Below are 20,220 nucleotides of genomic sequence, written 5' to 3' on the forward strand. Positions count from 1 at the left end.
ACTTCGGTTATTAATTTAAAGACAGAGAAAGATCATGGCAAAAAGTGAAGAGTTAGTTTTTGGTATTCATGCAGTTAATGCCTTAATAAACGTAGCACCAGAGCGTTTTATTGAAATTTGGCTATTAAAAGGTCGTGAAGATGATCGCATGATGCCCATCATAAATTTAACTCGTAAATACGGAATTGGTACTCAATTGGTCAGTCGTAAAGTACTGGATGAAAAAAGTGAAGGTGAACAGCACCAAGGCGTAGTTGCTCGTGTTAGACCCGGCAAAACCTACACCGAAAATGATCTAGATGACATTTTACAAGCCGCAAAGAAAAAAGGTGTTCCGCCATTTCTGCTTATCTTAGATGGTGTAACCGACCCGCATAACCTAGGTGCTTGTTTACGTAATGCTGATGCTGCTGGCGTACAAGCCATCATAGTACCAAAAGACAATGCCGCACAAATAACCCCAACCGTGCGTAAAGTTGCCGTCGGAGCGGTAGAGAGTGTGCCTTTAGTGCAAGTCACTAACTTATCAAGAACGATGAAATACCTGCAACAGCAAGGTGTATGGATTGTTGGCACTGCAGGGGAAACTGATACCTGCTTATATGATGTCAAACTTTCTGGTCCTATGGCACTGGTTATGGGCGCTGAAGGTAAAGGTATGCGCCGATTGACTCGTGAAAATTGTGATCAATTAGTTAAGTTGCCTATGGCGGGGAGTGTTTCAAGTTTGAATGTATCAGTGGCAACAGGTATTTGTCTGTTTGAAATGGTACGCCAACGTTTAGTTTAATGGTGGCGTCACTAAGGACTGTGAACCTTTATAAAAAGCAAGCTTACTAAGGGTTATTGAGCCAGTACAAGACAAAGGTGTAGAGATAAAAAAGGCTTATTGTTGGTAACAATAAGCCTTTTTATTGGCTCTATTTTCTCAGTCAGTATTTTACTGAGCAGTTTTAATTAACGCGAACTCGGCTACATGGCTCTTCCTTACCTTAAGCCGAGTTGAGGTTATTTATAGTAGCTTAAACATTTTTCTACTTCGTTTTTAGAGCCCATAATAACTTCAACACGTTGATGTATGCTATCGGGTTCAATATCCATAATACGGCCTTGACTAGTCATGGCTAAACCGCCAGCTTGTTCAAGTAAAAATGCCATCGGATTGGCTTCATACATTAAACGTAGCTTGTATGGTTGCTCTGCTTTTCTGCTATCAGCTGGGTAAGTGAAAATACCACCGCGACATAATACTCGATGAATATCACCCACCATGGCCGCAATCCAGCGCATATTAAAGTTTTTACCACGTGGACCGGTATCACCAGCGAGTAAATCACTAATGTAGTTTTGCATTGGTGCTTGCCAAAAACGTTGGTTTGACATGTTAATGGCAAACTCTTGCGTATCGGTAGGTACTTGCACATTACGTTCTACTAATAAGTAACCACCATGTGTTCTATCTAAGACATAAAAGTGTGTACCACTACCTGTGGTCATCACTAACATAGTTGATGGGCCATAAAGCACATAACCAGCACAAATTTGGCTATTACCTGCTTGTTTGAACATATCATCATCACCAGCAGCAATATCTGTAGGTGCTTCATGAATGGAGAAAATAGTACCAATTAATGAATTGATATCGATGTTCGAGCTACCATCAAGGGGATCAAAAGAAACAATATATTTACCGTTTTCATCACCAGCAACTGAATGGTCTTCTTCTTCTGATGAAATGGCTTTAACAAAACCAGATTCAAGTAAGATATCTTTAAATAAATCATTAGCAATCACATCTAATTTTTTCTGCACTTCACCTTGAATGTTTTCATCCAAGGTTGAGCCCATGACATCACCTAAGTGGCCTTGGCTAACACGAAACGAAATCTCTTTCGTGGCAGCTAAAATAGTTTTTATTAATGAAATTAAATCAAGAGGTACATTGTCTTGACGTAAAGCTGGGGCTAGTCGTTGCATTAGGTTACCTAAATTACTTTTAAAGTTGATTGGCTAAGTTTGAATTAGTTTGGCGGTATCAATTTACCCGAGAACAAGGCAAATTTTACCGACTAATATCTAAGACAAAGTCGTCTCATGTTTCATCTAATCATTTGAAGCGACTTATATGCCGGTACCGTTGAAAGAGCACTTTGCAACATGCATCTTGATTGGTAGCGGCTATTTATACCCGTAACCATTCAATATGCATGTTTCAGAGTGCTTGAGCAATTTCAATGCAAGGCGCTGTGATGAAATAATGGTTGTTCCATTATGAGTTACAGCAACGATGAAGTGATGTTGCTCAAACGCTTCTTCGATGGGTTTAAATTGACTTTATACCGCGTTAAATAATGAAACCATAGCATGACTATGCTTCAATTATTTTCCTTGCCTAAAGCCATTTTAATTCCCACTGAAATCGAGCACTTTGAATGGTGACGGGTATATTATAGCAAGTTTGTCCTTTGCTTTAACATGCCTATCGGGATTAATTTAAGTGTTTTGCTACACTTCTCTGGTTTTTAAACGGCTAAAACTGAAACGTTTTAATATTCCCGGGTTGGCTAGTACCACCAAATTACCCGCTAACATTAAGCCTAAGCCAATAAAAGTATAATTATCCCAAGTAAAACCTTCGACCACGCTTGAAATAACCACGGCAACGGCAGGAAACATAATCGTCGTATAAGATGCTTTATGAGCGCCAATACGCGCCAGTAACGTTAAGTAACAACCAAAAGCGATAACTGAACCAAATATTGATAAATATAATAATGAACTAATATAGGGCAGGGTATAAGAGAAGTTAAACTCTTGACCTTGAACAAGTGCTACCACTAACATAAATAAACAGCCATATAACATACCCCAAGCAGTGGCAGGTAATACCGGCATATTATTATGCTGATTTTTAATTGAAATCATGTTGCCGGTAGAAGCAAATAGAACACCAATGAAACACAAGCCTAGGCCCAATAAGGTATTGTCAGCAAACTCGACATTGCTTATTTGTGGCCAAAATAGCGTGATAATGCCGACTAAACCGAGGGCAGCCCCAAGATAAACTTGGCTAGGAATACGGGTTTTAAACCAAAGGCGAGCATTAAGTATATTGACTATCATCAGGGTCGAAAACGCAATACTTGTTAAGGCCGAATTAATATATGTTTGCGCGTTATAAAGCAAATAATAGTTACAACCAAATAAGGTCAAACCAAAGGCTAATAGTTGCAGATGCTGTTTGGCCGAAAATGACAGTGGTAATTTTTTAAAACGACAATAAGCAAACATGACTAACGCGGCTAAACCAAAGCGATAAACAATAGATACTTCAGCGGCTACCTCACCTAATTGATAATTAATAGCGATCCAAGTTGAGCCCCAAATAATTACCGTAATTATATATAAAATACTATTGCTCATTAACTTTTACACCTTATAACTGGGATATAACTGGATAAAAGTGACATTGTAATGATAATTTGATTTAATGACATGTACAGAAAACTGAAAATGTAACCTATACAGTTTATGCTTATAATCAAGGCGTATACTATGAGAAAATAGATGAAGTTATTAGATAAAAGTTCTTCGGCATATTTGTATCAGCAAGTGATTGATTTTATCAAGCACCAGCAAAAAATTGGTGCGTTGCAACCCGGTGATAAATTGCCTAGTCTACGAAAATTAAGCCGCCAGTTCGAAATCAGTGTTCCAACAGTGAAACAAGCATATATTGAATTAGAGCGACAAGGGCGGGTAAGTGCCAGGCCACAGTCGGGTTATTATCTACAAGCGGCACAAGCAAGAACATTAAAACCCAGGCCAGCCAAATGGTCACAATGCAAGCCAGCAGAAGTAAAAGGGCGTAGCATGATCGAGCAAGTTCATGCCGCTGTGCATTTACCTAATACAGTGGCCTTGGGCATCTCTAATCCTATTCAGGCACACCCACCCGACAAGACCCTTGCCAGATTAATGCGCTCGGTGTTAAGTAAAGTATCAGAAAAAGCAGTGAGTTATGGCCCAGTTACCGGTGATGCCAAGTTACGTATGCAGCTGGCATTCAGGTATCAAGATCAAGGTGTTGATATACATCCAGATGATATTGTTATCACTAATGGTGCCCAAGAAGCATTATCTATTGCGCTGCAATGTGTCGCCCAACGCGGTGATATTATTGCCATCGAATCGCCGTGTTTTTTTGGCATTATCGAATTGATTGAAACCTTGGGCATGAAAGCCTTAGAAGTCTATACCTGTACCGAAGACGGTGTTGGTTTTGATGAGTTATCACAGGCCATTGGCCAACATAAGATAGCCGCCTGTTTATTTTCTACGGCAATAAATAATCCGCTTGGTTCAATGAAGTCAGATGAGCAACGTCAAGCTATGGTGATGCTATTAGAGCAGCATAATATCCCCTTGATTGAAGATGATGTTTATAGCGAGATATATTTTACCGACAAAAAGCCGAAACCGGCTCAGCTTTACTCTGAAAAGGGTCTAGTGATGACCTGTTCGTCATTTTCAAAAACAGCCGCACCAGGTTATCGCATTGGTTGGTTGTTGCCAGGTAAGTTTGAGGAACAAGCTAAGCGCATTAAGCGGGCACAATCCTGTTCTACCTCAATGTTGCAGCAGTTGACCTTAAATGAATACTTGCTCAGCGGCGATTATGATCGCCATCTTTGTGTCTTGAGAAAAAACCTAGCGTATAACTGTGAACGCATGCGGGCGTCAATTGCGGAACACTTTCCTAAAGAGGTGTGTATTTCAAAACCCCAAGGGGGCAGTGTGCTGTGGCTGCGTTGTCAATCACATGTCAATACCGGTGAGTTTTTTCAACAGGCTTTAGACCAAGGGGTAAGTTTTGCCCCAGGAGCAATATTTTCTCCCTCAGGAAAATATCAAAACTACATGCGAGTCAGCTTTGGCGTGCAATGGGGCGAGGAGGTTGAAACGGCGATTAAAACATTAGGTGCATTGGTGTTTGAATTCACTAGTCAGCAAAAAATATTACTTGCAACGCAGCAAAAACAACCGCACAGCAAAACAGCCAAGTTGGTGTAAGGGTTATGACAACACAACTTAAAGTCTCTTTAAAGTTATTATTGCCGCTATTGGCGGCTGTTTTAGCGATTTCTCCGCTTGCTGTTGATATGTACCTGCCGGCAATGCCAGCCTTGGCTGAGCACTTAAATACGCCAATGAGCATGATACAAAATAGCTTGAGTGTTTATTTACTTGGCTATGCCTTGGGCTTGATTTTATTTGGCCCTATGGCGGATAAATATTCGCGCCGAAAATTAGTCATACTCGGCATTGGCGGTTTTGTTATTTGCAGTTTATTACTGCCTATGGTCAGTAATATTGAGCAATTTTTAACGGTCAGGTTTATGCAGGCCTTTATTAGTAGCGCGGCAACTGTGGTAGTACCGGGTGCTGTGCGTGAATATTACGGTAAAGACACTGCTAAAGGGCTTTCTTATGTCAGTATGATCATGATGTTAGCACCTATGGTAGCGCCCGGTATTGGCAGTGTGTTATTGCTAACTCATAGCTGGCAGCTGATTTTTTATGTACTAGCGGCTTATAGCTTTATCGTCTTGTTGTTAGTGATGAAGTATTTACCTGATGCCGGCAGTATTGCTAGTGTAGGAGCTGAAAAAAAAACCATTAAAGTAAAAGTGCAATTGAGCTTTATTCACCGTTATAAAATTGTTTTAGGCAATGTTGAGGCAAGGTTAGATATTATTACTTCAATGATGATATCACTGGCTTTCTTTGCTTACATTACCGCTATCCCTTATGTGTATTTAAAGGTTTTTGCTGTCTCTGAGTACAGCTTTAGTTTGTTATTCGCGTTAAATATTTTCGCCTTAATGATTGCACATTTTACCAATACCCGCTTTGTCGTGCACAAAGGCTCTCGAACTATGTTGCGTTGTGGTTTAAGCCTTGCAGTCTTTGCTGCCACAGCTTTAGCATTGGTGAATGTATTACAATTACCCTTAGTGTATACCGTGGTGGCGATTTTTCCGTTAATGGGCAGTATCTCCTTGATCGCGGTAAATAGTGATGCTTTAATTCTTACCAAATTTCCCGAACACTCGGGTACGGTTACCGCAGTAATAGGTACCCTTCGTTGGGGCATTGGCGCTTTAGCTGGTCCTATTCTGGCGTTTTTCTATGATGGCAGCGCTAAGCCGTTTGCCTTGTTAATGTTATTCGCGGTATTGGTAGTGTTATGCTGTCAGTTAATTGTATGGTTTAACAATAAAAGTAAATCAACAAAAATTAACTCTGCTCTATAATACTATCTTCTATACGGTAATCGTCTGATTTAAAAGAAAGTATTGCTGAAGTGATAAAAGCGAGTTTCACAAGCAAGGATGCTTGTGTGAAGCCCCATGGATGGGTTTATGCGTCTCGCTTGTTTACTCAGCAACACCAAATTACAACAGAGACAAAGCGTTAGTCAATACAGTTAAATACAAAGGATAAATAATGAAAAATATAGCGGTTATCTTAAGCGGTTGTGGTGTATACGACGGCAGTGAAATTCATGAAGCAGTATTAACCTTATTGGCGATAGAACAGCAGGGCGCAAGCTATAGTTGTTTTGCACCAAATATAGCGCAGCATCATGTTATTAATCACCTTAACGGTGAAGTGAGCAAAGATGAAAGCCGTAATGTCTTGGTTGAAGCTGCGCGCATTAATCGTGGCGATGTTGATGATTTAATTGAATTACGTGAGCAAGATTTCGATGCTATCATTTTTGTTGGCGGCTTTGGCGCCGCTAAAAACTTAAGCAGTTTTGCTTTAGATAATGATAATTATAGTGTTAATGAACAAGTGCTTATCGCGGCTAAAGCCTTTGCTAAGGTAGCAAAACCGGCCGGTTATATGTGTATAGCGCCTGCTTTATTACCCCTGGTATACCCTAAAGGCGTAAAAGGTACTATTGGCAAAGATAATGCGACGGCAGCGTTAATTAGCGCTAAGGGTTTAACTCATATTGAATGTGCTGTTGAAAATGTCGTGGTTGACGAAGCGAATAAAGTGGTGACGACACCCGCGTATATGTTAGCTGATTCGATTAGTGAAGCGGCAGTGGGTATTAATAAACTGGTAAAATATGTGCTTGCCTTTAGCGAATAGGTATTATGTTGATGGCTAAACGCGCCAATAAGCTACCGCAGAAAACAGCCACTTATTTTGTGGTAAGTACGTTTATAATAGCTTTAATGGCGCTAAGCGCTGGTCAAAGCCAGGCGACAATAAAAAATATGACTCCTAATAATAAGTCCAGCAGCACTTTGTTATCTAAAACATTAGTTTTTAGCAAGTTTGAGCGACAAATAGCCGAAAAAATGTCCCTAGATATACGCTACTTTTGCCCAGATATAAATGGCAAACCTAGTGTGCCGACAGCAAAACATTGTCGACAAGCCGTTACCGAACTTCCCCAAGCCCTGGCACAATTGATTAGCACCACCAATGTTGGTGGTATTGTGTTATTTTCTGAAAATGTGCAAGAGATAGCACAAGTGGTTAAGTTAACTTATGACATCCAACAAGCGGCAGTAAAATCAGATCAAGGCCAGCCATTAATTATCTCTATGGATCAAGAGGGCGGTCGTGTTGCCCGTTTTGCTAAAATGACCGGCTTTGCGGGTAATATGGCCATTGGCGCTAGCTATCCCCAGCACGGAGTTCACTTTGCTACGCAAGTAAATAGTGTTATCGCCAAAGAGCTAAAAGCCTTAGGTATTAATAATAACTATGCGCCCGTGGTTGATGTAAATACCAATGTTGATAACCCAGTGATTAATACTCGCTCTTTTGGTGAGTCGCCACAGCAAGTGGCTGAGTTGGGCGCTAGCGCAGTTAACGCTATACAAGCGCAAGGTGTGATGGCCACGTTAAAACACTTCCCCGGCCATGGCGATACTCATGTTGATAGTCACTTAGGTTTACCTCGCGTTGACCATGATAGAGCTAGCATAGATAAAATTGATCTGGCCCCTTTTGTTTGGGCCATTAAACACGCTAAGCCAGCGATGATCATGACGGCTCATATTCAATATCCGGCCCTGGATGACAGTTTTTTTGTCAGTAGAAGTGGCGAAAAACTCATTCGGCCAGCAACCATGTCCCGTAAAATTTTAACTCACTTGTTAAGGGGTGAAATGGCTTTTGAGGGCATTATTGCTACCGATGCTCTAGATATGGCCGGCATTAGCCACTTTTTTAGCGAGGTTGAAGCCGTGGTCGAAACCTTTATCGCTGGCGCCGATCTTGCTGTTATGCCGTTTAAGGTTCGAACCCCAGAGGATGTTGCTGCCTTTAATATCTTTATTAAAGCCGTCGCCAAGGAATTAAACCAGCGTATTGAGCAGGGTGATTATCAGTTGGCTGAATTTGAGCAATCAATAGCTAGGCTTAATGATTATAAAAAACAATATATAACAATAAGTAATGACTCACTAGCACAGCAAGTACTAACAGCTAAAGCTATTATTGCCAATGAACAGCATATTAATACCGAGCAAGCTCTGGCAGATGCCGCCGTGACCCTATTGAAAAATAACCAGCTGCTACCGCTTAATGTCTCAGCCATTAAACGCTTACATTTTGTCGTGGCCAATCAGCAAGAATTAGTCGCGCTAACGTATGCGGCAACTAATGCCTTAGCGACAAAACTATGCTCAATAGAGTTGGCCACTATAAAAATAAGTCACTTTGTTGCTGACACGACCAAGGCTACTGTTGAGACTGAGCTTTTAATAAATAATGCCGATATTGTTATTGCTACTGTGGATATCAAAACCGCAAGTTTGGTTGATTTAGGCGGGATGGATGACTTAACACCTAGTTACGGTAGCGCAGCGCAACAACAGCAAAAGTTAAGCTATGGGAGCTTATTGAAGCAGCAACTTACGGTGGCTAATAAGCTAAATACTCCGGTAATACTTATTGCTAAGGGATCACCTTTCTTGATAAATGAATATAGTAACTTAGCGGATGTCGTCTTGTTGAATTTTGATGATAGGATCTATCAAGATAATCATCAACAGGCGATAAGCCCTGGTTTTAATGCTAGTCTGCAGGTGATTTTTAACGAAGGAAAAGCGCAAGGTAAGCTGCCCGTGACCTTGAAAAATTAGCGGTTATTGCTAAAACTACTGCGCCAAAAATAAACCGATAACAGCAGAATAATAATATAGCACCAATGGCACCTAGCAAGATGGCAGGTCAATAACCCGGCGTTTAAATGCCTGAGCAGTAGTTAATGCTTGCCTGTCCCTGCCTTTAATTAATTATTATTTAGCGGGTGTTTTTTTGTCGGTGTATTGCTGAGTTTCGCCTGCTTAGCTGAGTTATCGTTCTTACCAAAGTTACTCATATGTGAGCCTACTAGACTTGCCACTAAAATAGCCAAATAAAACTGGCCAACGATGGCTTCGAAATAGACTAAAAATCGAGAAATAGGTAACAGTGGCGCAATATCGCCAAAACCTAAGGTGGTAATGGTGACAAACGAGAAGTAGATAAAATCAGGAAACAAGGTAAACCAGGCACTATCACTGCTGATATTAGTAAAAGAGCCGGGAAAGCTTAGTTGTACTAGGGTGTATAGTACCGCCCAAATTAGGCCCATTAATAAATATAAACAAATGGCACCTAAAATCTTATTACCATCAATATCACCAGTAAATAACACTTGTTTTGCCGTGCGCAAGGCGCTCGAAACAAAGAAACTCAGTAGTAACAGTAAATACAATTGATCAAAGCCAGCATCATCGAGCCAGGCGCCAAAAAACGAGAATACCAAAATAGCCAAGGGGAAAATAAAGGTTTTACGTAAGACAAAATCTTTAGAGTCTACGCCCCAGACAGCCACTAACAGAGTCACTATGATGGTCGATTGCACCAAACGCGGCACTGCATCGTCAAAAAACTGTTGAGCTAATGACGTGCCCAGTAATAATAATATTAAAGCAAACGTGAGATAAATAAAATTATCTTGGCGAGTCATTTTTTTCAAAAGTGTTTCTCAATTATCCGTTAAGCATTAGTAGGTTATACCGAGATGGCAATACGTGGCATTGCCCCCTTATCGCTATCTATTTGTGGTTTACACAATAATATGCGTGATGATTCGATGTTACCGTGGTCAATTAAGTAGTCTTTTAAGGCATGTTCGCGCTGTTCACCTAGGTTGATTAAACGTTTGATCGCGGCTTTGTCGCTAACGCTAACCCCGGCCTTAAGACCAATATCCGCAGGTGTACTAATGGCGCAAATCGTTACTCGGGTATCTGTTTTATCTTGCATCAAAGCGATAAAGTCTTTTAAGTAGGCGGCTTGGTGTTTACCTGGTGCCACTTGTTTTACTTGATAGTCTAAGTCATCAAAGCGTAGTTTTAAGGCAAATTCACCGGCCGTTATTGCGATAGAGACTATATTGGCATAAGGAACAAAAGTGGTCAGCAGGTAATCTTGGGTCGCAGAAATAATGGCTTTTTTGGTGATTAAGGTAACAATACTGCTTAAGCCAAATTTAGGGTCTGCAGTAGAGCCACTTATCGGTACATCAAGCTCAACATTACCATCACTATCTTTTAACATACCCATGGCCATATTTAAGGGCAATGCGCCTTGGTCAATTAAGCTGCCAGCTTCTTCACTGTCCACAAAACCTGTTTCTAAACCCTCTAATAAAACCACTACGTTACCAGCAAGTTCATCACCTATTAATGTTATGTCTAAGGCGGTATTAAGTCGTCCAGTTTTAACTTCAAGACCAGTAGACTCTTTCAGATAAGAAGAGATTGCCGGTAATGAAAATTCTTTAAAATCGCCTTTTATATGGTAGCTAGGCACAGTGGCAAAAGGTTGCAAGTAGCCTGATAAGTTAAAATTGGCATATTTATTACTTCGGCCAACCAGGGTATAGGGGGTTGGTTTTGCTTGTTTTTCTTTAGCGTTGCTCAAGGCGCCAATATCAAAGGTGTCGATAAATAAAGTACGTTGGTAGATGGGCTCAACACTGAAATCGGTAAAGTTCAAAGCACTCTCATTGATAAAATGCAACTCTTTGAAGCTAAAAGTAAAGCCATCATGCGCTATTTTTTCTGTTTTAGGGGCAGTGTGTTCTGCTAACACTATGACGTTTTCTGTAGTCGCTGGCTCAGCAGTTTTTTGTTCGGCTGATTTATTAGCCAAAGCAATTAAATTGGCAATTTCTTTGTTTTCTTTCACAATAATATCGCCAGTTAAGGTGTCAAAGATAATGCTATTGATGGTTATACTTTTTTCATGGATATGCAGGTTATTTAGCGTTAATTGTTTTAACTGCATTACCGGCGGCAGTTTAACAATTTCTTCCGCCGCAATATCAAGTCCATCTTCGGCGGAACGCTGGTTAATTTTAGCCATGGCTTTTCGAGCGACGGCGTCGGTTAAGTTGGCTTTTTTAGAGAATAAAAATTCATCCAGTATTATATCGGTAATATCAATACTGGGTTCGTCATCTAAGACAAAATTGATATCAGCTAGGCTAAGCTGTTTAAACGCGATAATGGTCGCTTTACTCTCCTTTTGGCTCAGGACTGCCTCGGTTAATATTAGGCTGCTTGTTCCAGCTAAGTGAGTAATTAAGTTGTCTTGTAAATCAACAGCAAATTCGCTGAAATGTAATACTAAGTTATTGAGGGTTAAGTGCTGTTGCTCAAGGCCTACTATTAGGTTTTGTACATTTAAATTGGCCTTTTTCACGCGAATACTTGTGCCTTGTTCGGCCAGAGTAATAGTGTGCTGACTATTAAAAGATAACGAGCCTTTAAGTTCGGTCAGTTGCTCAACATAACGCGCTAATTTTTCAATCGGGTAGTTTGTTAAACTAAGCTGACTATGTATATCACCTTTACCTGATGTTAACTGGGCATTGGCTGAAAGAGCTAAAGAGCTTTTATCAATTAATGCCGTTAACGCTAAGTTACCTTCTTGCTGCGTTTGTGTTGCTTTGACTAGGCTTAATGATAGTTCTTCAATTTCTATATGGTGGTTTTTGCTTTTTTGTTCTTGGTTGCTTATTTCTATTTCAATCTGAAACTTGCTCAATAGAAAATGAGGTAGTACTAGTTGATAAGAAAAATCTGTCGCTGTCTCAGCTGTTGCTTCTGTTATTGCTTGGTCGTTCGTTGGTTCGGTACTCTGCTCAGTATTAAGTTCAGCTGCTGTTGAATGGGGGATTTCTATGCCGGCAATAACTAGATGGCCATCATGCTGAGTAACTTTTAATGAGCCTTTAGTAAGTGAAAACTCACTCAACACTATTTTATCAAAGGCTAACTGCCATAGCTCAATTTGAAGTTTGAGTTTTGCTAGTGAAAAAACCGTCTCTGGCTGAGTATCTTTATTACTGATTAAATTGATGTCGCTTAGTGTTAGGCGCATTAAGAATGGATTAAAACGTATGCTAGCATCATCAGATAAGTGTAATTGCTGCTCTGCTAAAATGGGGGAGATTAAATATTTAGCTAAAGGTGAAGAAATTAGCCAAATAAGCAAAAACAAACCTAGATATAAAGCTAACAATATTTTGAAAAATTTGTGAGTAAAAAAAGATAGCAAGCTTGCCATAATTGAGGACGTTCCTTGTTGATAATCAATATTTAAGGTGTGTTTAACTCTGCCCTTGCCGGCTGAAAATAAAGCGAAATATAATTTACACCATTTTGTAGAAAGCTTACTATTGTGAATTAAAGGTTAATATTGTAATTAACTGTTAATTAACATGGCTTAGGATATCATTTTCATGGAAATCAATATAGAAAAAATCGAACATTACGTGCAAATGCTCGGAGATATGGGCTTACAGTTTGGTGTCCAGTTTTTATTAGCGATTGTTGTTTACCTAGTAGGTAACTTCATTATCAAAAGGTTGCTTAATCTCGTTGAATTAGGTTTATCGAAGAACGAAGTTGAAATCACCTTACATCGCTTTTTATTAAGTATTTTAAATACCTTATTAAAAGCCATTCAAATTATCATTTTTGCTTCCATGATTGGTATTCAAACCGCTTCGCTTATTGCCGTGTTAGGTGCCGCAGGTTTAGCTATCGGTTTAGCGCTACAAGGTAGCTTGGCTAACTTTGCAGGTGGCGTGTTAATTTTATTATTTCGTCCATTTAAAAACGGTGATACCATTAAAGCGCAAGGTTATGTTGGTACGGTAGAAGAAATTCAAATTTTCAATACTATATTAAAAACCTTTGATAATCAGCGTATTATCATACCTAATGGTTTGCTATCTAATGGCTGTGTCACGAATGTTAATATTAATGGTACGCGCCGTGTTGATATGGTTTTTGGCATTGGTTATAACGATGATATTGGCAAAGCGAAAGCGTTATTACGTTCCTTGTTAGAAGCAGATGAACGTGTATTAAAAGATCCAGCCATTGATATTTGGGTGGGTGAACACGGTGAAAGCTCAGTAAATTTATTTGTTCGCCCATGGACAAAAGTAGAAGATTACTGGGGTGTTTACTATGATATGATGGAAAAAGTGAAGCTTGAGTTTGATAAAGCGGGTATCAGCATTCCATTTCCACAACGTGATGTGCATATCCATCAAACGCCGAGTACTTAATAGCTAATTCTGCAATCATGCTAATGTGCGCTAAAAAGCCTATCTCAGTTTATTGAGATAGGCTTTTTTATTGGCTAAGCATTTAAAGAGCAATTGGCTATTATCCTGTTGGCTTAGCCTCCGCTATTATGGCTGTAATTACCGTCTTATGGGTGATTACAGCATCGGAATTTGTTGCTTGCATCAGGCTGGTTTATATTGATGCCATGCCTTATTTATGAGAAAAGTCTATATGATTCACTATGCTCTAAAAATTTCACTGCTTTTTGTTAGCTTAATATTAGCTGGCTGTGGTGGTGAAACTGACCAGCCAGCAAAACAAACTGTTAGTTCAGTCTCGCGATTAAGCGATCAACAGCAACTTGAGCAACTCGCTAATAAGCTAGTGGTTAAGTATCAATTTCTCAGTAATGTCGAAACGGATTGCCCAGAGCTTAACGGCGAAGAAGTTAAGCACTGTTATAGCGCTGAAATTCATTTTAACCTAGTGCACACCGAGCAAGTTTATTTTAGTAATGCGCAAGCTTGGCAAGTTAACTTTTCTCAGGTATATCCAGCATACGCTAGCAGCAGTGCAGACTTTAATTTGCAGCATATCAATGGTGACATCCATCAAATCACCCCGAAAAAGAGCTTTACTGGCTTTAAAGCTGGCCTCAGTCGCAAGGTAAAGTTATGGGTTAAAAGTACCCTGATTACCGAGTCAGAGTTAATGCCTAACTATTGGTTGGCTATGGCGGGTTTAACACCCGCAATTATCGCTAGCACGACAACAAAAATCGATGCAGAAACGGGCTTAGAAATTCAACCTTGGGTGGTAGCCTTTACGGATACAGTTAAACAAATAAAATCAGCACCCGATGACAGCAACCAATACGCATCGACAGCATGGCTTTATAATAATGAACCACAGTTACCTATTGACGACAGTCACTTAGACTTTGCCATAATCCCAACACCGCAATTTGTCGAGATTACCGACAAAATAGCGCGCTTAAATCTTAGCTCAGGTTTGCAGGTTAAACTGAGTGGCGGCATTAAATACTCAGCATTAGTTGCCGCCTTTGAGCGCTTAGCACTATTGGGTATAGCCGAAAGTAAAACGGGTGTTGCTGTCCTTATTGAATTAAATGACCAGAAAAATTCTACTTGGCGTGCTGGCCATTATCAATTAATCATCAATGACAGCGCTATCATCATTAAGGCGCAAGATAGCTCTGGGGCATTTTATGGTTTACAAAGTTTAGCCAGCTTAGTCACTCTTGGGTCGACTCAAGTGCCGTTAATGAAGATAGAGGATCAGCCTCATTATAGTTATCGTGGTCAACATGTTGATGTGGCGAGAAATTTCCATAGTAAAGAATTTATCTTTGCTCTTATAAAGCAAATGGCCGCCTATAAGCTGAATAAACTCCATCTACATTTGGCTGAAGATGAAGGCTGGCGCTTAGAGCTACCCAGTTTACCTGAACTAACGCAAGTTGGTGCTAAGCGCTGCTTAGACTTAGCAGACCAGCAATGTCTGCAGCCACAATTAGGCGGTGGTGCCAGCGACAGCGATGGTTATTATAGTGTTGCCGATTACCAAGAAATATTACGTATGGCGAGCAAGCATCATATCCAAGTTATTCCTTCATTAGATATGCCTGGGCACTCAAGAGCAGCTATCAAAGCAATGGAAGCACGTTATCATTATTATATGAGTCAAGACAATGAAGTTGCCGCTAAACGTTATCTGCTAACAGACTTTGATGATAAAACTCAATATAGCTCAATTCAAAACTATAACGATAACACCTTAAATATTTGCATGGAGTCGACGTACACTTTTGTTGAGAGGGTGTTAGAAGACTTAAAAGCTTTGCATCAACAAGCGGAACACCCACTAGCGCTTTATCATATTGGCGCCGATGAAACCGCTGGCGCTTGGCTGGAATCACCAGTTTGTCAGGCTTTAATCGCCGATAAAAGTAATGACTTTGCTGATGGCAAAAATTTAGGTGCGTATTTCATCGAGCGTGTGTCACATATGGTGGCTAGTAAAGGTATTGCTGTGGGTGGTTGGAATGATGGCTTAAAAGAAACCGATGTCACTAAGATGCCCGCTGATGTTTATTCTTATATTTGGGATGCACTACCTTGGGGCGCACATAAACAAGTCAGTGAGCAAGCCCATCGTAATTGGCATATTGTGTTAGCAACACCGGATGTACTTTATTTTGACTTTCCTTATCAAATCGACCCAAAAGAGCGCGGTTATAACTGGGCATCAAGGCGCGTTACCACTCGCACATTGTTTAATTTTATGCCAGATAATTTACCCATTCATGCTGAATTTCGCTTGGATACCTTAGCTAAAAATTATATTGCTAACGATAAACCGCAAGTGGATAACTTGGGCGAAATAAGTCATCGACCGCTACCAGAAAACTTTACCATCAGTGGTATTCAAGGACAATTGTGGAGCGAAATTGTTCGTAGCGATCAACAGGCTGAATACATGATCTACCCTAGGTTATTGGCGCTGGCGGAGCGTGCTTGGCATCAAGCCAGTTGGCAAGTGCCTTATCATGCTGAAGGTAGGCAATACAGTAAAGACAGCAATATTTTTACTGAGCAACTTCGCCATAGTCGCGATAAGCAATGGTTAGCTTTCTCGCTAACCATTGGTGGCAAAGAATTAGCTAAATTAGATCTTGCTGGCGTGTTTTATCGTCTGCCGACTGTGGGTGCAAAAATTACTGCTGGGGTGTTATCGGCCAATATCGCGCTTAAAGGTTTAGCTATTGAATATCGTGAGCAGAACAAGTTGTGGCAAACTTATCAACAGCCAGTAAAAGTAACGGGCCCAGTACAGGTCCGCGCCCGTACCTTAGATAAAAAGCGTGTGGGCCGTACTATGACAGTAACCAAGTAACCTTATTGTGTTAAAGCCTTTTCAATTTCTTGCTGATATTTTTGCTGTTTTTTACCATTAAAACCGCTGTGTGCGCTAATGAGTTTGCCTTGGCGGTCAAATAAGTAACTGCTGGGCATGCCTTTTAGTTGGAATTTTTTAGCTAAGATACCCTTAGCATCAAAAATGACGGCAAAATTTGCTGGCGTTTGTTGTAAAAATTGCTCAGCTAGTGCTGCTTGTGCATCAAGGTTAATACTCAGCACGACAAAACCTTGCTCTTGATACTTGCTTTGCATGGCATTCATCCAGGGAAATGACTTACGACAAGGCACACACCAAGAAGCCCAAAAATCCAAATAGACTATCTTGCCTTGGTATTTTGCCATGGCCTGCTCAAATTCTTCCATTGGTTCATTGGCATTAGCATTGCTAGGCAGAGCACTAAGTATTAGTAAAAAGCTTATTAATACTGTTTTTGCACAGGTTTTCAGGGAATAGGGCATACTCTTTCCTATATGATTTATACATAAGTTCTATAGCCAAGCTATTTAAAACTGCGTCTTTCAGAGGCCCACTAGGGTGATTATAGTAGTACTTTATACTAGCTTATTGAGTTCGACAAGGACGTAAGCTGGATCTAGCTTAGTAAAGCATGCCGATGATATACAAGTACCTTAACAGATAATGCAGAGACAATTTCCCCTCAGTTTTTGATCTTGAGCATAGACAGTGAAAAAACCATGCTGTGCAAGTAATACCGCTCTACAGGCGTTGCTAATGCCAGCTCAACCCTGCACCTGAAAGTGGTTTCGGTATATACTGAGTTTAAACGGAAATAGACAGTCCGCTTATTGTTATTAAATCTTATGGAATAATATTTATAGAGTCTAATTATATGAAAATAGAGTTGAAATTATTAATAATTTTTTGTACTTGTTACGCCTTGCCCAGCCACGCTTGGTGGCTTGTTTCGACCAACACTACTGCGGCACTCACCTCCGCTAATGCTGATGTGAGTGATAAAGCACATAATGAATGGCTAACAAAGCGCTTTAGTAAACAACATCAACAATTGATGCCCATTGTTGCCGTTGCTGATATGTTCTTTAGTTGTAACCAAGTGCGAGCAAGTGACAAGGTCGATTATAAGCTTAATTATTTAATCACCGAGATGGATAAAAATATTTTGGCAGAAAAACTAGCTGCTTGCTTAGCTGAGGACTCGATGAAATCGGATGTGGCCTTAAATTTTGGTCTGTTTGGTTGTTTTCATCAGCAATTGGCCCATTTGCCAAAAGTAGAGCGCGAGCAAAAAATGCTTTTAGTAAAAAAATCTGTGTCTGCGCTTTCCCGTGAGGAACGTCAAAAAAGCTTTACTCAATGCGTTACCCAGCAAAGTATTCACTATCTGAAATAGCCCCTTGGCCTGAAGAATTACATAAATTGTAACAAATACTTAAGGAGTTTTACTTTTGCGAATTTCTTATTGCAAGTAATATCACTTATAGTAGCGTTAACTCTATAAATATAATGAACCACAAGCCGTGTAAGGTGAAAAAAATATGCCTCAAGAGACACCTAAAATTTTAGTAGTTGATGATGATATGCGTTTACGCTCATTGTTAGAGCGTTATTTAGTTGAGCAAGGGTTTACTGTACGTAGTGCCGCCAACTCTGAACAAATGGATCGATTACTCGAACGTGAGAATTTCCATTTATTAGTGCTCGATTTGATGTTACCAGGTGAAGATGGTCTATCCATTTGTCGCCGTTTACGTCAAAACTCAAATAATATTCCCATTGTTATGTTAACCGCAAAAGGAGACGAGGTAGATAGAATTATTGGCTTAGAGCTAGGTGCGGATGATTACATGCCCAAACCCTTTAACCCAAGAGAGTTACTGGCTCGAATAAAAGCAGTATTACGTCGTCGCAAGCAAGAAGCACCTGGTGCTCCTTCATTAGAAGAGAATATTGTTACTTTTGGTGGCTACGAGTTAAATTTGGCGACCCGAGAAATGAAAAAAGATAATGTTAGTATGCCATTAACCAGTGGTGAATTTGCGGTATTAAAAGCACTGGTCACCCATCCTAGAGAGCCATTGTCACGTGATAAGCTAATGAATCTTGCCCGTGGTAGAGACTACTCGGCGCTAGAGCGCAGCATTGATGTACAAGTATCAAGATTGCGCCGTATGCTTGAAGTTGACCCCGCTAAACCTAGATATCTGCAAACAGTTTGGGGTTTAGGTTATGTTTTTGTCCCTGACGGTAGCTCTACTTAGTTTATTCGTATGAAAATATTGCCTCGTAGTGCATTTGGGCAAACGGTTTTATTGATAGGTTTTTTACTTTTTATCAATCAAATCGTTTCTTACATTTCCTTTGCTATTTATGTTTTTGACCCCCATCAGCAGCAAATCAATCAATTGTTGGCTAAACAGGTGCGGGTGGTTTTCATTGATATTGATGATGCCAAGTTAAGCCCTAAAATGGCCCAAGCATTTCACAACGAAACAGGCATTGGTGTTTATCGAGAAGAAGATGCCATCAAGCATGGTCTTGCCAGTGCTGCCTATTTTCCTTATCGATCTGAGCAAATGTCGTTATTGCTTGGCGGTGAGGCAGAAGTGCGCATTTCTGATGGTAATGAATATTTATTTTGGATTCGGGCCCCACAAGCCCCTCATCTTTGGGTGAAAATTCCCCTCAGCGGTATGGAAAAAGGTAACTTTAATCCGTTAATCTTCTTTATGGTGGTTATTGGTTTACTCAGTGTTATGGGCGGCTGGGTTTTTGTTAGACAGCTTAACCGACCGTTGAAATCGTTAGAAATAGCCGCAGAAGATGTTGGTCGAGGAGATTTTCCTGAGCCGTTGGTGGAGCGAGGTACTTCTGAGATTATGGCGGTAACACAAGCCTTTAATCATATGTCTAAGGGCATTAAGCAGCTCGAAGATGATCGGAATTTATTAATGGCCGGTATTTCCCATGATTTGCGTACGCCATTAACACGTATTCGGCTGGCGAGTGAAATGATGCAAGATCAAGACGGTTTTCTTAAAGAAGGCATAGAAATCGATATCGAGGATATGAATAATATTATCGATCAGTTTATTGATTACCTGCGTCACGACTCTAAAGATAAGGCCGAGCTTGGCGATTTAAATGTCTTGGTTGATGAAGTGCTCAATGTTGAAAGGCCAAGTGATAGGGTGATAACCTTTCACCCCAGTGAATGTCCTAAAATTCCTTTACGGCATGTGGCTGTTAGACGCGCCCTTGCCAATTTAGTACAAAATGCCCTACGTTATACCTCAGGTGAAATTGATGTCTTTACTGGCGTAGAGAATGACTATGCCTTCTTTATTGTCAGTGATAACGGTGCCGGTATTCCTGATGCCGATATTGAGCGCTTATTTCAACCTTTTACCCAGGGTGATACCGCTCGTGGTACTGAAGGCAGCGGTTTAGGCTTAGCTATTATTAAACGTATTGTTGATACCCATGGTGGCAAAGTTGAACTCTCCAACAAATCATCCGGTGGCTTACAAGCAAAAGTGTCTTTGCCGCTGAAATTCTAATGACGGGTGAGAGCGACACTGGCTCAATTGAGCAAAAAAAAGCCACCAGTAAGTGAATACTGGTGGCT

Annotated in this window: 15 protein-coding genes; 10 read left to right on the forward strand and 5 right to left on the reverse strand. The window is 40.3% G+C overall.

Annotated features, from left to right (window positions below):
* The first annotated feature begins 34 nt into the window (after positions 1 to 34).
* Positions 35 to 790 carry a 23S rRNA (guanosine(2251)-2'-O)-methyltransferase RlmB gene (gene rlmB, locus MTCD1_RS13205; protein WP_057182776.1) on the forward strand — a complete coding sequence of 252 codons (756 nt, stop codon included), beginning with the start codon at positions 35 to 37 and terminating at the stop codon, positions 788 to 790.
* 218 nt (positions 791 to 1,008) lie between these two features.
* Here rlmB and MTCD1_RS13210 read toward each other — a convergent pair whose 3' ends face one another.
* Together MTCD1_RS13210 and MTCD1_RS13215 are read right to left on the reverse strand one after the other, a co-directional pair.
* Positions 1,009 to 1,977, reverse strand: a complete 969-nt coding sequence (locus MTCD1_RS13210) for a class 1 fructose-bisphosphatase (RefSeq protein WP_057182774.1) — start codon at positions 1,975 to 1,977, stop codon at positions 1,009 to 1,011.
* Positions 1,978 to 2,505: 528 nt separating this feature from the next.
* Positions 2,506 to 3,423 (reverse strand): DMT family transporter, encoded by a 918-nt coding sequence (locus MTCD1_RS13215; protein ID WP_057182772.1) that lies wholly within the window; start codon positions 3,421 to 3,423, stop codon positions 2,506 to 2,508.
* 144 nt (positions 3,424 to 3,567) lie between these two features.
* Between MTCD1_RS13215 and MTCD1_RS13220 the strand changes: the two genes are divergently transcribed.
* The 4 genes from MTCD1_RS13220 (at position 3,568) to MTCD1_RS13235 (ending at position 9,176) form a co-directional block, all read left to right on the forward strand.
* The gene (locus MTCD1_RS13220) at positions 3,568 to 5,073 is read left to right on the forward strand and encodes an aminotransferase-like domain-containing protein (RefSeq protein ID WP_057182770.1); all 1,506 of its coding nucleotides are present in this window, start codon (positions 3,568 to 3,570) and stop codon (positions 5,071 to 5,073) included.
* Between the two features lie 5 nt (positions 5,074 to 5,078).
* Complete coding sequence (locus MTCD1_RS13225) at positions 5,079 to 6,317, forward strand: multidrug effflux MFS transporter (protein ID WP_057182768.1); 1,239 nt, start codon at positions 5,079 to 5,081, stop codon at positions 6,315 to 6,317.
* Between the two features lie 193 nt (positions 6,318 to 6,510).
* A complete protein-coding gene (gene elbB, locus MTCD1_RS13230) occupies positions 6,511 to 7,167 on the forward strand; it encodes an isoprenoid biosynthesis glyoxalase ElbB (protein WP_057182766.1) in 657 nt (218 codons plus the stop codon).
* A gap of 11 nt (positions 7,168 to 7,178) precedes the next feature.
* Positions 7,179 to 9,176, forward strand: coding sequence for a glycoside hydrolase family 3 protein (locus MTCD1_RS13235; RefSeq protein ID WP_235013369.1), 1,998 nt, complete (start codon positions 7,179 to 7,181; stop codon positions 9,174 to 9,176).
* A gap of 149 nt (positions 9,177 to 9,325) precedes the next feature.
* Here MTCD1_RS13235 and MTCD1_RS13240 read toward each other — a convergent pair whose 3' ends face one another.
* Entirely contained in the window at positions 9,326 to 10,048 is a 723-nt protein-coding gene (locus MTCD1_RS13240; RefSeq protein ID WP_057182764.1) for a potassium channel family protein, read from the reverse strand.
* A gap of 44 nt (positions 10,049 to 10,092) precedes the next feature.
* Entirely contained in the window at positions 10,093 to 12,657 is a 2,565-nt protein-coding gene (locus MTCD1_RS13245; protein ID WP_057182762.1) for a DUF748 domain-containing protein, read from the reverse strand.
* Between the two features lie 175 nt (positions 12,658 to 12,832).
* Here MTCD1_RS13245 and MTCD1_RS13250 point away from each other — a divergent pair, with 175 nt between their 5' ends.
* Together MTCD1_RS13250 and MTCD1_RS13255 are read left to right on the forward strand one after the other, a co-directional pair.
* A complete protein-coding gene (locus MTCD1_RS13250; protein WP_057182760.1) occupies positions 12,833 to 13,669 on the forward strand; it encodes a mechanosensitive ion channel family protein in 837 nt (278 codons plus the stop codon).
* Positions 13,670 to 13,901: 232 nt separating this feature from the next.
* Positions 13,902 to 16,586 (forward strand): beta-N-acetylhexosaminidase, encoded by a 2,685-nt coding sequence (locus tag MTCD1_RS13255; protein ID WP_057182758.1) that lies wholly within the window; start codon positions 13,902 to 13,904, stop codon positions 16,584 to 16,586.
* Between the two features lie 2 nt (positions 16,587 to 16,588).
* Here MTCD1_RS13255 and MTCD1_RS13260 read toward each other — a convergent pair whose 3' ends face one another.
* Complete coding sequence (locus MTCD1_RS13260; RefSeq protein WP_057182757.1) at positions 16,589 to 17,071, reverse strand: TlpA disulfide reductase family protein; 483 nt, start codon at positions 17,069 to 17,071, stop codon at positions 16,589 to 16,591.
* Between the two features lie 392 nt (positions 17,072 to 17,463).
* On the opposite strand from MTCD1_RS13260, the gene MTCD1_RS13265 reads away from it, so the two are divergent.
* The 3 genes from MTCD1_RS13265 to envZ all read left to right on the forward strand — a co-directional run bounded on the left by MTCD1_RS13265 (position 17,464) and on the right by envZ (position 20,152).
* Positions 17,464 to 17,985, forward strand: a complete 522-nt coding sequence (locus tag MTCD1_RS13265) for a hypothetical protein (protein WP_057182755.1) — start codon at positions 17,464 to 17,466, stop codon at positions 17,983 to 17,985.
* A gap of 145 nt (positions 17,986 to 18,130) precedes the next feature.
* On the forward strand, positions 18,131 to 18,853 hold the full coding sequence (gene ompR, locus MTCD1_RS13270) for an osmolarity response regulator transcription factor OmpR (protein ID WP_057182753.1): 723 nt from the start codon (positions 18,131 to 18,133) through the stop codon (positions 18,851 to 18,853).
* 9 nt (positions 18,854 to 18,862) lie between these two features.
* Entirely contained in the window at positions 18,863 to 20,152 is a 1,290-nt protein-coding gene (gene envZ, locus MTCD1_RS13275; protein ID WP_057182751.1) for a two-component system sensor histidine kinase EnvZ, read from the forward strand.
* The last annotated feature ends 68 nt before the right edge of the window (positions 20,153 to 20,220 follow it).

It is taken from the genome of Colwellia marinimaniae (assembly GCF_002207865.1).
Taxonomy (GTDB): domain Bacteria; phylum Pseudomonadota; class Gammaproteobacteria; order Enterobacterales; family Alteromonadaceae; genus Colwellia; species Colwellia marinimaniae.

Coding starts and splice junctions, on each gene's coding strand:
- rlmB (WP_057182776.1), top strand. CDS start 35: ATGGCAAAAAGTGAAGAGTTAGTTTTTGGTATTCATGCAGTTAATGCC.
- MTCD1_RS13210 (WP_057182774.1), bottom strand. CDS start 1,977: ATGCAACGACTAGCCCCAGCTTTACGTCAAGACAATGTACCTCTTGAT.
- MTCD1_RS13215 (WP_057182772.1), bottom strand. CDS start 3,423: ATGAGCAATAGTATTTTATATATAATTACGGTAATTATTTGGGGCTCA.
- MTCD1_RS13220 (WP_057182770.1), top strand. CDS start 3,568: ATGAAGTTATTAGATAAAAGTTCTTCGGCATATTTGTATCAGCAAGTG.
- MTCD1_RS13225 (WP_057182768.1), top strand. CDS start 5,079: ATGACAACACAACTTAAAGTCTCTTTAAAGTTATTATTGCCGCTATTG.
- elbB (WP_057182766.1), top strand. CDS start 6,511: ATGAAAAATATAGCGGTTATCTTAAGCGGTTGTGGTGTATACGACGGC.
- MTCD1_RS13235 (WP_235013369.1), top strand. CDS start 7,179: ATGGCTAAACGCGCCAATAAGCTACCGCAGAAAACAGCCACTTATTTT.
- MTCD1_RS13240 (WP_057182764.1), bottom strand. CDS start 10,048: ATGACTCGCCAAGATAATTTTATTTATCTCACGTTTGCTTTAATATTA.
- MTCD1_RS13245 (WP_057182762.1), bottom strand. CDS start 12,657: ATGGCAAGCTTGCTATCTTTTTTTACTCACAAATTTTTCAAAATATTG.
- MTCD1_RS13250 (WP_057182760.1), top strand. CDS start 12,833: ATGGAAATCAATATAGAAAAAATCGAACATTACGTGCAAATGCTCGGA.
- MTCD1_RS13255 (WP_057182758.1), top strand. CDS start 13,902: ATGATTCACTATGCTCTAAAAATTTCACTGCTTTTTGTTAGCTTAATA.
- MTCD1_RS13260 (WP_057182757.1), bottom strand. CDS start 17,071: ATGCCCTATTCCCTGAAAACCTGTGCAAAAACAGTATTAATAAGCTTT.
- MTCD1_RS13265 (WP_057182755.1), top strand. CDS start 17,464: ATGAAAATAGAGTTGAAATTATTAATAATTTTTTGTACTTGTTACGCC.
- ompR (WP_057182753.1), top strand. CDS start 18,131: ATGCCTCAAGAGACACCTAAAATTTTAGTAGTTGATGATGATATGCGT.
- envZ (WP_057182751.1), top strand. CDS start 18,863: ATGAAAATATTGCCTCGTAGTGCATTTGGGCAAACGGTTTTATTGATA.